This is a genomic window from Paenibacillus kyungheensis (assembly GCF_028606985.1).
Taxonomy (GTDB): Bacteria; Bacillota; Bacilli; order Paenibacillales; family Paenibacillaceae; genus Saccharibacillus; species Saccharibacillus kyungheensis.
Window position 1 is genome coordinate 1 of the sequence record NZ_CP117416.1, and the last position, 16,115, is coordinate 16,115.

Below are 16,115 nucleotides of genomic sequence, written 5' to 3' on the forward strand. Positions count from 1 at the left end.
TGTTACCAATCATGAGAACCGTTGATAAATACCTGGCTATTCATATCCATCACCTATTTTGCTCTACGAAAGGACGATACTTTTCTCATGGAACATATCACAATATCCACAGAATATATTAAGCTTGATCAATTTTTAAAATTAGCAGGTTGTATATCCACAGGCGGTAGTGCCAAAGCTCTTTTGCAAGAACAAATGGTACAGGTAAACGGAGAATTAGAAGAACGTCGCGGACGCAAATTGTACCCTGGGGATGAAGTCCAGGTGCAGGGAGAGGGCTCATACAAAGTACAAAGTGAACAATAATCTGGAGGACCTCATCCATGTTTATTAACGAAGTCAGTCTGCAAAACTATCGCAATTATGATCATCTCCACCTGGATTCCTTCGCTGCTGTCAATTTGTTTATCGGGCAAAATGCTCAAGGTAAAACAAATTTGATCGAAGCTCTTTTCGTTTTGGCACTTTCCAAATCTCATCGAACCAATAAAGATAAAGAACTGATTGCTTTTCATGCCGAACAAGCTCGAATTACGTGTGAAGCTGAAAAAAAATACGGTAAAGTCAAATTAGAGTTAAACTTTACGAACAAAGGCAAACGTGCTAAAATCAACGGTCTGGAACAACGTAAATTAAGTGAATTTGTAGGAACGATCAATGCGGTGATGTTTGCACCAGAAGATTTAGAAATTGTTAAAGGATCTCCTGGAGTACGTCGCCGTTTTTTAGATATGGAGATTGGTCAAGTTCAACCAAGCTATCTTTTCCATTTGCAGCAATACCAGAAAATTTTAATCCAGCGTAACAATTATTTAAAACAAGCATGGAGCGCAGGGTCTAAAGATTCTACAATGCTCGATATTTGGAATGAGCAGTTAGTCGAACATGGCGTCAAAATTATCAAAAAACGAAAACAGTTTATCCACAAGCTTCAAGGCTGGGCAGAAACTATCCACATGGGGATAACTGGCGGCAAAGAGAATTTGATTCTTTCGTATGTCCCTTCGTTTGGCACTGCGGATGAGGAAGATGAAGCTGTCTTATTTGAGCAATTTATGGTAAAATTATCACAAGTGAAAGAACAGGAATATCGTCGTGGAGCAACACTTGCAGGTCCACATCGTGATGATCTAACTTTTCATATCAATGGCAATGAAGCAGCTGTTTTTGGTTCTCAGGGACAACAGCGTACAACCGCCCTGTCATTGAAATTAGCAGAGATCGAATTGATACGTGAAGAAATTGGAGAATACCCTATTCTTTTGCTAGACGATGTTTTATCTGAACTGGATCCTTATCGTCAGACACAACTGATCGAAACCTTTCAAGGTAAAGTACAGACATTTATTACAGCAACCGGAATCGAAAGTTTAAATACAGAGCGTCTTAAAGAAGCTCAGATTTTCCATGTCCATCAAGGACACGTTGAGAAGTAGGGAGGACTACAGACTATGTATATTCACTTGGGCGGCGAGAAGATTATCCGTTCCTCGGAGCTTGTCGCGATTTTTGATATATCGATCGAAAAGTCTTCCAAAATTTCTAAGCAATTTGTAAATAATGCTCTTGAAAATAAAAAAGTAGAATCGATTGGTGAAGAAGAACCCAAGTCGATCGTAGTCACGAAAAACAAAGTGTACTACTCTCCTATTTCTTCCTCGACGCTCAAAAAACGAGCAAATAGTTTTTTTGTTAATGCATGAACGCAGTTGTAGATATAGCTGCCTGAAATTATAGAAGTAGGTGAAAATCGCATGTCTATGAATCAACCGGCTTATGATGCGAGCCAGATACAGGTACTTGAAGGACTAGAAGCGGTTCGCAAGCGTCCGGGTATGTACATTGGATCCACAAGCTCTAAGGGTCTTCATCACTTGGTTTGGGAAGTCGTAGATAACAGTATCGATGAAGCACTTGCAGGTCATTGTGATCACATTGAAGTGACTATTCATGAGAACAATAGTGTAACTGTTGTCGATAATGGACGTGGGATTCCTGTAGGGATTGAAGCCAAAACGCAACGTTCTGCACTAGAAGTTGTTATGACTGTTCTTCATGCCGGTGGTAAATTCGGTGGTGGAGGATACAAAGTATCAGGCGGTCTGCATGGTGTAGGTATCTCTGTTGTTAACGCACTTTCTGAACATGTTAAAGTCGTTGTCAAAACGGAAGGTCAAATTCATCAACAAGAGTATATGCGCGGAGCTCCTCAGTACGATATCAAAGTGATCGGACAAATGGGAGAAGATGAAGATACAGGAACAACGGTTACCTTTAAGCCTGACTCTGAAATCTTTACAGAAACAACAATATTCGATTACGACACATTGCTTGGTAGAATTCGTGAATTAGCTTTCCTGAACAAAGGAATAGCAATGACGATTACAGATGAACGCACAGGTGTAACCAACACCTTTAAATACGAAGGCGGTATTATCGAATATGTTCAGTATTTGAACAAAAATCGTGAAGTACTGAATGAACAACCGATCTATGTTGAAGGTTCACGCGATATGATTCAAGTTGAAGTGGCTTTGCAATATAACGAGAGCTACGCTGAGAATATTTATTCTTTTGCTAATAACATTAATACGCATGAAGGTGGTACACACGAATCTGGATTTAAAAGTGCCCTAACACGTATTATTAATGATTATGCTCGTCGTAACGGATTGCTCAAAGACAACAACGGTAATCTAACTGGTGAAGATGTTCGTGAAGGATTAACAGCGATCATTTCTGTTAAAATTCCTGAACCTCAATTCGAAGGACAGACCAAAACAAAATTGGGAAACAGTGAAGTTCGTGGGATTGTAGAATCTTTATTCTCAGAGAAACTACAAGAGTTTATGAACGAAAATCCTGCTGTTGCTCGTCGTGTACTTGAAAAGTCTTTACAAGCGTCTAGAGCACGTGAAGCTGCTCGTAAAGCGCGTGAGTTAACTCGCCGTAAAAGTGTGCTAGAAGTGAGTGCATTGCCAGGTAAACTAGCAGATTGCTCTTCCAAAGATGCTTCGATCAGCGAATTGTACATTGTCGAAGGTGACTCTGCTGGTGGATCAGCGAAGCAAGGACGTGATCGTCACTTCCAAGCGATTTTGCCTTTACGTGGTAAAATTCTAAACGTTGAAAAAGCACGTTTGGATCGTATTCTAGGTAATGCTGAGATTAGAGCAATCATTACTGCTTTAGGTACAGGTATCGGTGAAGAATTTGATCTTTCCAAAGCACGCTATCACAAAGTAATCATTATGACTGATGCTGATGTCGATGGTGCTCATATTCGTACACTGTTACTGACTTTCTTTTACCGCTATATGCGTCAACTACTGGAAGCAGGCTTTATTTATATCGCACAACCGCCTTTATTTAAAGTAGAACGCAATAAAACAGCAGTCTACGCTAACTCTGAAAAAGAGCGCGATGCGATTATTGCTGGCTTTGGCGAAAATGCTAAATTCAATGTTCAACGTTACAAAGGTTTGGGTGAGATGAATGCAACTCAACTTTGGGAAACAACGATGGATCCTGAAAGTCGTATCATGTTACAAGTAAGTATTCCTGATGCGATTTTAGCAGATACTATTTTTGATACATTGATGGGTGATAACGTAGAACCGCGTCGTGACTTTATTCAAGAACACGCTAAATACGTAACCAACCTTGATGTATAATCCTTACTATTTATCGATTTAAAGATATAAATATGCAGTAGATAAAGAGCATCTTGTTATATACAGATGCTCTTTTATTTTTGTAGTCACTATATTTACAAAAGCTTTGAAAATCATGATGAAATACAGGACATTATCCAATAAAAATGGTATAATAAAGTGATGTAGTCGTAAGCATAGCTAGAGCGGACAACACAGTACAGAGTAGAAACTTTTAACCATATTCTGGCGACAAGAAACTTATTTTATACATTGTATAAGCAAGCATTTGTGCAAGCAAAACGAAGGCTGCAATAAGGGAGGTTAAGCTTAACATGGCGGAAGAAAAGATTTCGCAAATTAAAGATCGGGACATTGGTGTAGAAATGCGTGATTCCTTTATGGATTATGCAATGAGCATCATTGTAAGCCGGGCTTTGCCTGATGTACGTGACGGTTTGAAACCTGTGCATCGGCGTATATTATTTGCCATGTCAGAGCTTGGTATGGCTCCAGATAAACCGTATAAGAAATCAGCAAGAATCGTTGGTGAAGTTATTGGTAAGTATCACCCTCATGGTGATTCTGCGGTATACGAAACGATGGTACGGATGGCGCAAGATTTCTCTATGCGTTATATGTTAGTGGATGGTCATGGTAACTTTGGATCGATCGATGGCGATATGGCAGCAGCTATGCGTTACACAGAAGCTCGTTTGTCTAAAATTGCTATGGAAATGTTACGTGATATCAACAAAGAAACAATCGATTTTGCACCTAACTATGATGGTGAAGAAAAAGAGCCTATCGTTTTACCAGCTCGCTATCCTAACTTATTAGTAAATGGTGTGTCCGGTATCGCTGTAGGTATGGCTACCAATATTCCTCCGCATAATTTAGGCGAAGTTATAGATGGTGTACAAGCGATGATCCAGAATCCAGAGATTACTTCTATGGAACTGATGGATTATATTCAAGGGCCTGATTTTCCAACCTCTGGTTATATTTTAGGACGCTCTGGTATTCGTCAAGCGTACCAAACAGGTCGTGGATCGGTAACGATGCGTGCCAAAGCAACAATCGAGGAAAATAACAACAAAGCACGTATCGTGGTAAATGAATTACCTTATCAAGTCAACAAAGCTCGTTTAGTAGAGAAAATTGCTGAACTGGTACGTGAGAAAAGAATCGAAGGCATTACTGATCTACGTGATGAATCTGACCGTAACGGTATGCGTGTCGTTATTGAACTACGTCGTGATGTGAATCCAAGCGTAGTACTAAATAATTTGTACAAACACACAGCGATGCAATCTACATTTGGTGTGAATATGCTAGCTATCGTTAACAATGAACCTAAATTGCTAACTTTACGTGAAGTACTACATCACTATATTCAACATCAGATCGAAGTTATTCGTCGCCGTACACAATATGATCTCAAAAAAGCAGAAGCGCGCGCTCATATTTTAGATGGTTTGCGTGTAGCTTTAGATAATCTAGATGAAGTTATCCGTATGATTCGTGCTTCCAATACAAGCGATGTTGCTCGTGAAAGTCTAATTGAGCGTTTTTCTCTTAGTCTAGAGCAGGCACAAGCGATTATGGATATGCGTTTACAACGTTTAACAGGACTAGAACGTGAGAAAATCGAGAACGAATACAATGAATTGTTAGTCAAAATTGCTGAATACCGCGAAATTTTGGCAAATGAAGATTTGGTTCTTGAAATTATCAGTACAGAGCTTAATGAAATCAAAGAACGTTTTGGTGATGAGCGCCGTACAGAAATCACAGTAGGCGAAGAAAGTATTCTGGATGAAGATTTGATACCGAAAGAAGAAGTTATTGTTACAGTAACGCATACCGGTTATATCAAACGCTCACCAGTTACAACATTCCGTAGCCAAAAACGTGGTGGACGCGGTGTTATTGGGATGGATATGAAAGATACTGACTTTGTGCAGCATCTATTTGTAACCAACTCTCATAACCATCTGCTATTCTTTACAGACAAAGGTAAAGTATACCGCATCAAAGCCTATGAGATTCCTGAATTGGGACGTACAGCGCGTGGAACACCGGTCATCAACCTTATTCAGATTGAACAAGGCGAATCGGTTAACGCAGTCATTTCTGTAGAACAATTTGAAGGAGATCAACATCTATTCTTTGCAACTAAGCAAGGGGTCGTGAAAAAAACACGTCTGGATGATTACACCAATATCCGTAAAGGCGGTTTGATCGCAATCAATATGCGTGAAGATGATGAGCTGATTGAAGTCAAATTAACAGATGGCAAACAAGAGATTATCATGGGTACTTCTTATGGTATGTCTATTCGCTTCTCTGAAGGCAACGTTCGCCCTATGGGACGTAGTGCGACAGGGGTAAAAGGTATTACCCTCGATGAAGGCGATGCTGTCATTGGTATGGATATCGTCGATGATGATCAGAAAGTATTGATCGTTACATCGAAAGGTTACGGTAAACGTACACCAGGTTCTGACTACCGTATTCAGACACGCGGTGGTAAAGGAATCAAAACGATGAATGTAACCGATAAAAATGGTAAGTTAGCAGGTCTGAAAGTAGTTAAAGACGAAGAAGACCTAATGATTATCACAACAAGCGGAACATTGATTCGGATGGATATTGAAGGAATCTCTACGATGGGACGTAATACGCAGGGTGTCAAACTGATTCATATTCGTGATGAAGATTCTGTAGCTACGATCTGTCGTACAGACAAAAACGAAGAAGACGAGTCACCAGATGATGAAGTATTTGCTGAAGATGCAATAGGTAGTACAGAAGAGCAAGATACTGTGCAGCCAGACACTGAGCAAGAAATCGCTATCGATGATACAGAAGAAGCAGAATAATCTGTTTTAAATATGGCGAAATAAAAAGAGAACTTTCTGAAAAAGAAAGTTCTCTTTTTTTATATCTATCCACTAAAAAATAGTTAAGAAGTTTACTAAATTAGATTGAAGAAATGACAAATACCGCATATAATAAGTCTAAGTAATCAAGTCTTTAGTCCCTATTTTATACATAAATTTTTAGAACTAGCGAATAATGAAAAATGCGATCTAAAGGTTTTTAGTATCTTAAATAGAGTGAGGTTAATCCAATGCCAGCGATATTAATTGATGATGTAACACCAGGCGTACGAATTACGCACGATGTATTCACAACTCAAGGCAATTTGCTTTTTCCTAAAGGCAAAACAGTCATGCCCAAAGATATAGAAATTTTGCGTGCTTTCTTAATAGAAGAAATTAATAATGGTAAAACACCAAAAGAAGAAATGAAGGCTTCTCCTGCTGAATCCAATACCACCAATGAAATAGGAGCAAAAGTCAAAGCATTACAAAAAGTGTTATCGTTTGAGAAAGACTATGAAAAGATGATTACTTTGCTTAAAAATGCTTTTCGGAATATGACAGCAACAGAAATCCCTGTTTTAGAATTACGCGGGCAGCTAGAAAAGCTGTTACAGTATACAAGAGAATATAATGTATTAACGTTTTATCCAAAAGGCATGAACAAGCAAGATTACTGGTACCATAATGCAGTGCTGACCAGTCTTACTTCTTATAAAATTTCCAAATGGTTAGGGCTTCCTGCTAATGAAGGAATGCAAGTCGCTTTTGCAGGGCTTTTCCATGATATCGGTAATGCCAAAATTGATTTGGATATTTTACAAAAGCCTTCCAAACTAACATCATCAGAAGTGGAAGAAATACGTAGACACACGATGTACGGCTACGAACTCCTCAAAAATGTTAAAGGCATTAGCGAAGGGGTACGTTTAGCAGCACTACAACATCATGAGAAAGTAGATGGATCAGGGTATCCACTTCGTCTACAGGCTGATCAGATTCATATCTATGCCAAAATTGTGGGAGTCGCCGATATATTTCATGCAATGACTCTTTCCAAAACGTACAGTCAGGCACAATCGCCCTATCTGGTATTGGAACAGATCGATACTGAAGCATTTGGCAAATTAGATCCCAAAATCGTAACCACCTTTATTAGCAAAGTAACCCAGTTTCATAATGGCACAATGGTTCGCTTAAGTAACGGTCTAATAGGAGAGATCATTTTCTCTGATCGTTCACACCCTACTCGTCCGCTTGTTTCTGTAGATGGTAACATCTACAACTTAATAGAACATCGTCAGCTATTTATCCAGGAGATTATTAAAAGAAAAGAAACACTACAAAAAAATTAAAGAACATCTATACTATATACAATAGATAAAAGATATCTTATTAATAGAAGATACATTAAAATAGAGGGTAGTTCATTTGCTGTAATTCAGAAAGCAAACGAACTACCCTTTGTCTATTTCAATAAAGATAACAAACATCATCAAATAACAAGCCAAAAGCCAGTAAATACAAGCTTATAAAGCATATTATTAAATTCTTAAAAAAAGTGTTGACTACACAATACGATACATGATATATTATAAAAGTTGTCACGAACGAACGACAACACAAGCAACACATCATACGAAAACAACTTGAAAAAACACTTCAAAAAAAGTGCTTGCCAAGTGGTTGAAAACATGATATGATATAAAAGTTGTCACCGAGAAACACTGACAACGAAAAACGAAATGTTTGATCTTTGAAAACTGAACAACGAGTGAGTAAACAAAGGTCTTAGCCGACCTTTAAAATAGAGAACTTCGGTTCTCGCCAGTTTCAATTGAGCAAGTCAAACACTTTATGGAGAGTTTGATCCTGGCTCAGGACGAACGCTGGCGGCGTGCCTAATACATGCAAGTCGAGCGGAGTTGATGAGAAGCTTGCTTCTCTGATACTTAGCGGCGGACGGGTGAGTAACACGTAGGCAACCTGCCCTCAAGCTTGGGACAACTACCGGAAACGGTAGCTAATACCGAATACATGATTTGTTCGCCTGAACGAATTTGGAAAGACGGAGCAATCTGTCACTTGAGGATGGGCCTGCGGCGCATTAGCTAGTTGGTGAGGTAACGGCTCACCAAGGCGACGATGCGTAGCCGACCTGAGAGGGTGATCGGCCACACTGGGACTGAGACACGGCCCAGACTCCTACGGGAGGCAGCAGTAGGGAATCTTCCGCAATGGACGCAAGTCTGACGGAGCAACGCCGCGTGAGTGATGAAGGTTTTCGGATCGTAAAGCTCTGTTGCCAGGGAAGAACGTCTGAGTGAGTAACTGCACTCAGAGTGACGGTACCTGAGAAGAAAGCCCCGGCTAACTACGTGCCAGCAGCCGCGGTAATACGTAGGGGGCAAGCGTTGTCCGGAATTATTGGGCGTAAAGCGCGCGCAGGCGGCTTTTTAAGTCCGGTGTCACAGCCCAAGGCTCAACCTTGGGTCGCACTGGAAACTGGAGAGCTTGAGTACAGAAGAGGAAAGTGGAATTCCACGTGTAGCGGTGAAATGCGTAGAGATGTGGAGGAACACCAGTGGCGAAGGCGACTTTCTGGGCTGTAACTGACGCTGAGGCGCGAAAGCGTGGGGAGCAAACAGGATTAGATACCCTGGTAGTCCACGCCGTAAACGATGAATGCTAGGTGTTAGGGGTTTCGATACCCTTGGTGCCGAAGTTAACACATTAAGCATTCCGCCTGGGGAGTACGGTCGCAAGACTGAAACTCAAAGGAATTGACGGGGACCCGCACAAGCAGTGGAGTATGTGGTTTAATTCGAAGCAACGCGAAGAACCTTACCAAGTCTTGACATCCCTTTGACCGGACTAGAGATAGTCCTTTCCTTCGGGACAAAGGAGACAGGTGGTGCATGGTTGTCGTCAGCTCGTGTCGTGAGATGTTGGGTTAAGTCCCGCAACGAGCGCAACCCTTATGCTTAGTTGCCAGCACATTATGGTGGGCACTCTAAGCAGACTGCCGGTGACAAACCGGAGGAAGGTGGGGATGACGTCAAATCATCATGCCCCTTATGACTTGGGCTACACACGTACTACAATGGCCGGTACAACGGGAAGCAATATCGCAAGATGGAGCCAATCCTTAAAAGCCGGTCTCAGTTCGGATTGCAGGCTGCAACTCGCCTGCATGAAGTCGGAATTGCTAGTAATCGCGGATCAGCATGCCGCGGTGAATACGTTCCCGGGTCTTGTACACACCGCCCGTCACACCACGAGAGTTTGCAACACCCGAAGTCGGTGGGGTAACCGCAAGGAGCCAGCCGCCGAAGGTGGGGTAGATGATTGGGGTGAAGTCGTAACAAGGTAGCCGTATCGGAAGGTGCGGCTGGATCACCTCCTTTCTATGGAGAATCGTTTCCTGCAACGGAAACATTCGAACGTCTTTCTTTCGGGAAAGACAAACGCAGAACACTCCGGTGGATCTGTGGTCATTCATTGAATGACACCACTCACTCGTTGTTCAGTTTTGAAAGAGTAAACCTCTTTCAAACTGTTGATCCTTGAAAACTGGATACCGAAAACGAAACATCGCGTTTTAGAATGTTTCTTCTCTACAGACTGTGCAAACAGTGGTAGGCGAGAAATTGAAATACACCGTTTCTATTGATTTAGAAACACTTAGGTTAAGCTACTAAGAGCACACGGTGGATGCCTAGGCGCTAGGAGCCGATGAAGGACGTGGCGAACAACGATAAAGCCTCGGGGAGCTGTAAGCAAGCTGTGATCCGGGGATGTCCGAATGGGGAAACCTAACTGGATTCATCTCCAGTTACTCACACCTGAATACATAGGGTGTGCAGAGGCAGACGAGGGGAACTGAAACATCTAAGTACCCTCAGGAACAGAAAACAAGAGTGATTCCGTCAGTAGCGGCGAGCGAACGCGGAACAGCCCAAACCAATGAGCTTGCTTGTTGGGGTTGTGGGACGTCTCTTTGGAGTTACAAAGGAAGATGGTAGGCGAAGAGGTCTGGAAAGGCCCGCAAGACAAGGTGAAAGCCCTGTAGCTAAAATCATCTTCTCTCCGAGACGGATCCCGAGTAGTGCGGGGCACGTGAAACCCCGTATGAATCTGCCAGGACCATCTGGTAAGGCTAAATACTCCCTAGCGACCGATAGTGAAGCAGTACCGTGAGGGAAAGGTGAAAAGGACCCCGGAAGGGGAGTGAAATAGAACCTGAAACCGTGTGCTTACAAAAAGTCAGAGCCCTATTACTGGGTGATGGCGTGCCTTTTGTAGAATGAACCGGCGAGTTACGTTCCCGTGCAAGGTTAAGGTGAAAAGCCGGAGCCGCAGCGAAAGCGAGTCTGAATAGGGCGACTGAGTACGTGGACGTAGACCCGAAACCAGGTGATCTACCCCTGTCCAGGGTGAAGGTACGGTAACACGTACTGGAGGCCCGAACCCACGCACGTTGAAAAGTGCGGGGATGAGGTGGGGGTAGCGGAGAAATTCCAATCGAACCTGGAGATAGCTGGTTCTCCCCGAAATAGCTTTAGGGCTAGCCTCGGAAGTTGAGTCGTGGAGGTAGAGCACTGATTGGATGCGGGGCCCGCAAGGGTTACCAAGTTCAGTCAAACTCCGAATGCCACAGACTTTATTCCGGGAGTCAGACAGTGAGTGCTAAGATCCATTGTCGAAAGGGAAACAGCCCAGACCATCAGCTAAGGTCCCCAAGTGTGTGTTAAGTGGGAAAGGATGTGAAGTTGCACAGACAACCAGGATGTTGGCTTAGAAGCAGCCACCATTGAAAGAGTGCGTAATAGCTCACTGGTCGAGTGACTTTGCGCCGAAAATGTAACGGGGCTAAACACACCACCGAAGCTATGGCTTGATACTTTGTATCAGGGGTAGGGGAGCGTTGAATGAAGATTGAAGGTGTACCGCAAGGAGCGCTGGACCTCATTCAAGTGAGAATGCCGGTATGAGTAACGAAAAGATCAGTGAGAATCTGATCCGCCGAAAACCCAAGGATTCCTGAGGAAGGCTCGTCCTCTCAGGGTAAGTCGGGACCTAAGGCGAGGCCGAAAGGCGTAGTCGACGGACAACAGGTTGAAATTCCTGTACCACCGAAAGCCGTTATGAGCAATGGGATGACGCAGGAGGATAGTGACGCGGACTGATGGATGTCCGTTCAAGCAGTGAGGCTGGTATGTAGGCAAATCCGCATACCGCAAGGCCAGGCTGTGATGAGGAGCGAAAATTGGAGTAGCGAAGGTCATGATTTCACACTGCCAAGAAAAGTCTCTAGCCAGGAAGCAGGTGCCCGTACCGTAAACCGACACAGGTGGGTGAGAAGAGAATTCTAAGGCGCGCGGAAGAACTCTCGTTAAGGAACTCGGCAAAATGACCCCGTAACTTCGGGAGAAGGGGTGCCCCGGTAGTGTGAATAGCACGAGGGGGCCGCAGTGAAAAGGCCCAAGCGACTGTTTAGCAAAAACACAGGTCTGTGCGAAGCCGCAAGGCGAAGTATACGGGCTGACGCCTGCCCGGTGCTGGAAGGTTAAGGGGAGTGGTTAGCGCAAGCGAAGCTATGAACCGAAGCCCCAGTAAACGGCGGCCGTAACTATAACGGTCCTAAGGTAGCGAAATTCCTTGTCAGGTAAATTCTGACCCGCACGAATGGCGTAACGATTTGGGCGCTGTCTCAACGAGAGATCCGGTGAAATTTTAATACCTGTGAAGATGCAGGTTACCCGCGACAAGACGGAAAGACCCCATGGAGCTTTACTGCAACTTGATATTGAACTGGGGTGCGATTTGTACAGGATAGGTGGGAGCCGTAGACATCGGAGCGCAAGCTTCGGTTGAGGCGCCGTTGGGATACCACCCTGATCGCATTTGAGTTCTAACCTCGTACCGTGATCCGGTACAGGGACCGTGTCAGGTGGGCAGTTTGACTGGGGCGGTCGCCTCCTAAAGTGTAACGGAGGCGCCCTAAGGTTCCCTCAGAATGGTTGGAAATCATTCGAAGAGTGTAAAGGCATAAGGGAGCTTGACTGCGAGACAGACACGTCGAGCAGGGACGAAAGTCGGGCTTAGTGATCCGGTGGTACCGCATGGAAGGGCCATCGCTCAACGGATAAAAGCTACCCTGGGGATAACAGGCTTATCTCCCCCAAGAGTCCACATCGACGGGGAGGTTTGGCACCTCGATGTCGGCTCATCGCATCCTGGGGCTGAAGTAGGTCCCAAGGGTTGGGCTGTTCGCCCATTAAAGCGGTACGCGAGCTGGGTTCAGAACGTCGTGAGACAGTTCGGTCCCTATCTGTCGTGGGCGTAGGAAATTTGAGAGGAGCTGTCCTTAGTACGAGAGGACCGGGATGGACGCACCGCTGGTGTACCAGTTGTTCCGCCAGGAGCATCGCTGGGTAGCTACGTGCGGAAGGGATAAGCGCTGAAAGCATCTAAGCGTGAAGCCCCCCTCAAGATGAGATTTCCCAGTATGTAAGACCCCTTGTAGACGACGAGGTCAATAGGTTGGGGGTGGAAGTGCCGCAAGGCATGGAGCTGACCAATACTAATCGGTCGAGGGCTTATCCAATAAGCTAACACGCGATGTTTTCGTTTTCGGATTCAGTTTTCAGGGAGCAACACACCTGCCCGTTTGGTAATGATGGCGGAGGGGTTCCACACGTACCCATCCCGAACACGACCGTTAAGCCCTCCAGCGCCGATGGTACTTGGACCGCAGGGTCCTGGGAGAGTAGGACGTTGCCAAGCAACGCGCAAAACCGAAAAGAGTGATTCCTGATTGAAGGAGTCGCTCTTTTTTTGTGTATAAAAGGATGGAAACCATGGTGTGGGAACAAGTCTGGTGAATGGATGGAGGGAAAGGTGTAGGTATAGATGGTTTACTGCTGTTGATGTAGGCGAGGAATATGCAAAGTCTGGTGGCTGGATCGCCTGGTCTGATGAGTTTGTCTACCCTTTTTGGAGTCGTGTTCGAGTAGTCTATCCCTTTGTCCCTCTAAAGAAACGTTTCCCATTACTCATTCTCACTTTCCTTCATTTCTATGTACTGTGGTGTTCTTTTCTCTCTACTGATACGGCTCTGCCTAAATGCTGTCCTTCTCTTCCCCTACTGCCGTTTGTGATCTCCTGATAGTACATATACATAGATTGTAAAGTGCTCTGGTCTTTTGCTTTAGGTTTTTGGAGTATCTTTTATTAGGTATCTTTTGCCCTGCATTTTCTCATACTTTTTACTTTTATTCGCTTTCTGTTGTTGGAGAAGGATACATAGAGTTTTGATACATATTTTTTGTACAATATTTGAAACGGTTGATTGGTATCGCTATATAAGTATGCACTAAGAAGCTTTTAGTTTAATTAAATCGATCAATAGCAATTAGTTGGAGTTAAGATGTTAGAACACAGTAATTAATAGTAATAAATAATTATAAAAGGCTATGATATAGCTTCATAATAGCTTTAAATAAGCTTCAATAATGCTTCAATAGAGTGTTACATATCTTAAACTAGCCCTGATTGTAGGCTTAAGAAACATGTTTAGATACATCTTTCGCTCAAATATTTACTCAATAATAGAGAGAATATATAAGATTTTGTATCTTCATTTCGTTGAAGTGTAACTGTTTTGTTACAGAAGTTGTTGAAACAACAGTTATAATAGAGACAAGTAATAGATAGGTCTAAGGTCATGATAGCGAAAAAAAGTTATTTTGATATATTATTTAAAAATGTCTAAAAAATAATTAAGGCGTAATTGCGTACTGCATAAAGATGTATAATGTATAATTATACATCTTGCCAATGAAGATATTCATTAATGTCTAATGGAGTAAAAAATAACTTCAATAATACTGGATGATTGTTTTAGTTAGGGGGACGATGTGATGTGGGGGAAAAGCAAACATCGAATATGGAATGTATTATGGGTAGGCGTTTTTTTAGGGATATTAGCAGGTTGTTCTCAATCTAATATTTCTTGGACTCATTATCAAGGTGCTTTTGTAGAGTCTAGCTTTCCTATTCCAGAAGAAGTGAAAGAGATGGATACCATTATTAATAATAGTAAAATGAATTATGTACGTTATGAGTTACCAGGTATCGAATCTTCTACTTTACCAGAAGCATATATGCAAGAAATTAAAAACTGGGGCTGGAAGCAACAACAGGAAAGTATAGGTGAAAGTAATACCAATTTTGTATTTATTCAAGGGGATCGCACGTTACAATTGGTATTGCAGAAAAATTACTTAACTGTCATTGTACCTGATAAAAGTTCAAGAGCACCTATTGCTGAAGCTACTATTAACCCGTAATATGGCGAAATGAATAGAGTGAGTATGCTTTATCTAAGCTATAAAATACAAATAAAAAAGTAACATCAAAAAAACGGTATCTCTTTGTTAAAAGATACCGTTTTTTGATGTTTATTCTGTGTAATTGTTATTGATCTTTAAGCATTGTTACTGACCTTTAAGCTATGAATGCTGGGAATAGTGTGAGTAACTGGAGATGAATCCAGTTAGGTTTCCCCATATAGATAGCAGACAGCTTAGTTGTTAAAAAGAGAGCAATGCTTACTAATTACTATAATGGTGGGTAGCTAATGACTATAATGCTAACTACTATAATAGAGAATAGTTTGATTTTATTATTCATGCACTATCGCTACAGCAATCGAATCTTAATACTGTATTAGCTTATTGAATATTTGGCTGGAACATTTTACTTATAGCTTTAACTAATATAATTGTTGAGAACTGTTGAGCACTATTGAGTATTGTTTTGAGCATGACTACGTACTATAAATAAAGAATGAGTATAGTGCTGAAGCTATTGAATATAATAAGATACTTCTTCTTTTGTCAACTTAATAATGCCATCTTTACGTTTACGGAATAAACGAAGTAAGATAATCAAACGAGGTAAGCAGAACCAAATATGCCACATGACTAAAGAGATTGAGAAGTCGAGTGGAAGCCACATACACAAAATAGCGGCAAAGCAAAATCCGATCCACGTTGTATGTAATAACACTCTGCGGAATGTAGAATAGCCCATAAATTGATCTGGTAAATAACCGATCCATGGAAATTGGATTTGAAATTTCCAACGTTTACGTAAGTGATTAACAGTCATGATCAATACAGAGCGAGAAATCACATATTGAATCCATAACACTAAAGGAAAAGAAAGTAGCCAAAATCCAATACTAGACCATGAGAAGTAATAAAGCTCAATCATTAACGTGACAATAGGTACTAATAAATAAATCCAGTTCCACATTCTAGTGACTGGCCATTTTTTAATAAGTTGGTATTGATAAAATGTTGCATTTTGTTGAGCTTCTGTTACCATTCAATGCGCCCCTCCTTTTAGTGATGATTTGCTACTAAGATTACAATATAGAAATGTTTATTTTTGATAGCATTAGTAATAAGCGTTATTTATTGAAGTGACTGGTTGTTATCATTATATCGGTCAAATATGTACCTTTTGAAATACACGAGCTTAAATTATAAGTCTTTTTGTAGAT

General features: G+C 42.1%; 8 protein-coding genes and 3 rRNA genes. 10 read left to right on the top strand and 1 reads right to left on the bottom strand.

The window, feature by feature from the left end; all coding sequences use genetic code 11:
* The first annotated feature begins 87 nt into the window (after positions 1-87).
* The 10 genes from yaaA (at position 88) to PQ456_RS00050 (ending at position 14,895) form a co-directional block, all read left to right on the top strand.
* Positions 88-306, top strand: a complete 219-nt coding sequence (gene yaaA / locus PQ456_RS00005) for a S4 domain-containing protein YaaA (protein ID WP_204825738.1) — start codon at positions 88-90, stop codon at positions 304-306.
* A gap of 17 nt (positions 307-323) precedes the next feature.
* Positions 324-1,436 carry a DNA replication/repair protein RecF gene (gene recF, locus PQ456_RS00010; protein WP_273614301.1) on the top strand — a complete coding sequence of 371 codons (1,113 nt, stop codon included), beginning with the start codon at positions 324-326 and terminating at the stop codon, positions 1,434-1,436.
* 15 nt (positions 1,437-1,451) lie between these two features.
* The gene (remB, locus tag PQ456_RS00015; protein WP_069326373.1) at positions 1,452-1,703 is read left to right on the top strand and encodes an extracellular matrix regulator RemB; all 252 of its coding nucleotides are present in this window, start codon (positions 1,452-1,454) and stop codon (positions 1,701-1,703) included.
* Positions 1,704-1,754: 51 nt separating this feature from the next.
* Positions 1,755-3,674: a DNA topoisomerase (ATP-hydrolyzing) subunit B gene (gyrB, locus tag PQ456_RS00020; RefSeq protein WP_273614302.1), complete on the top strand. Its 1,920-nt coding sequence runs from the start codon at positions 1,755-1,757 to the stop codon at positions 3,672-3,674.
* Positions 3,675-3,988: 314 nt separating this feature from the next.
* The gene (gyrA, locus tag PQ456_RS00025; RefSeq protein WP_273614303.1) at positions 3,989-6,538 is read left to right on the top strand and encodes a DNA gyrase subunit A; all 2,550 of its coding nucleotides are present in this window, start codon (positions 3,989-3,991) and stop codon (positions 6,536-6,538) included.
* 251 nt (positions 6,539-6,789) lie between these two features.
* The gene (locus tag PQ456_RS00030) at positions 6,790-7,896 is read left to right on the top strand and encodes an HD-GYP domain-containing protein (protein ID WP_273614304.1); all 1,107 of its coding nucleotides are present in this window, start codon (positions 6,790-6,792) and stop codon (positions 7,894-7,896) included.
* A 499-nt stretch (positions 7,897-8,395) separates the two neighbouring features.
* Positions 8,396-9,948 (top strand): 16S ribosomal RNA (locus tag PQ456_RS00035).
* Between the two features lie 280 nt (positions 9,949-10,228).
* Positions 10,229-13,151, top strand: a 23S ribosomal RNA gene (locus tag PQ456_RS00040).
* A 62-nt stretch (positions 13,152-13,213) separates the two neighbouring features.
* Positions 13,214-13,330 (top strand): 5S ribosomal RNA (gene rrf, locus PQ456_RS00045).
* Together the 16S, 23S and 5S rRNA genes form the textbook arrangement of a ribosomal RNA operon.
* A 1,136-nt stretch (positions 13,331-14,466) precedes the next feature.
* Positions 14,467-14,895, top strand: a complete 429-nt coding sequence (locus tag PQ456_RS00050) for a hypothetical protein (protein WP_273614305.1) — start codon at positions 14,467-14,469, stop codon at positions 14,893-14,895.
* Between the two features lie 517 nt (positions 14,896-15,412).
* Here the strand turns inward: PQ456_RS00050 and PQ456_RS00055 are convergent.
* Positions 15,413-15,937, bottom strand: coding sequence for a hypothetical protein (locus PQ456_RS00055; protein WP_273614306.1), 525 nt, complete (start codon positions 15,935-15,937; stop codon positions 15,413-15,415).
* Positions 15,938-16,115 lie beyond the last annotated feature (178 nt).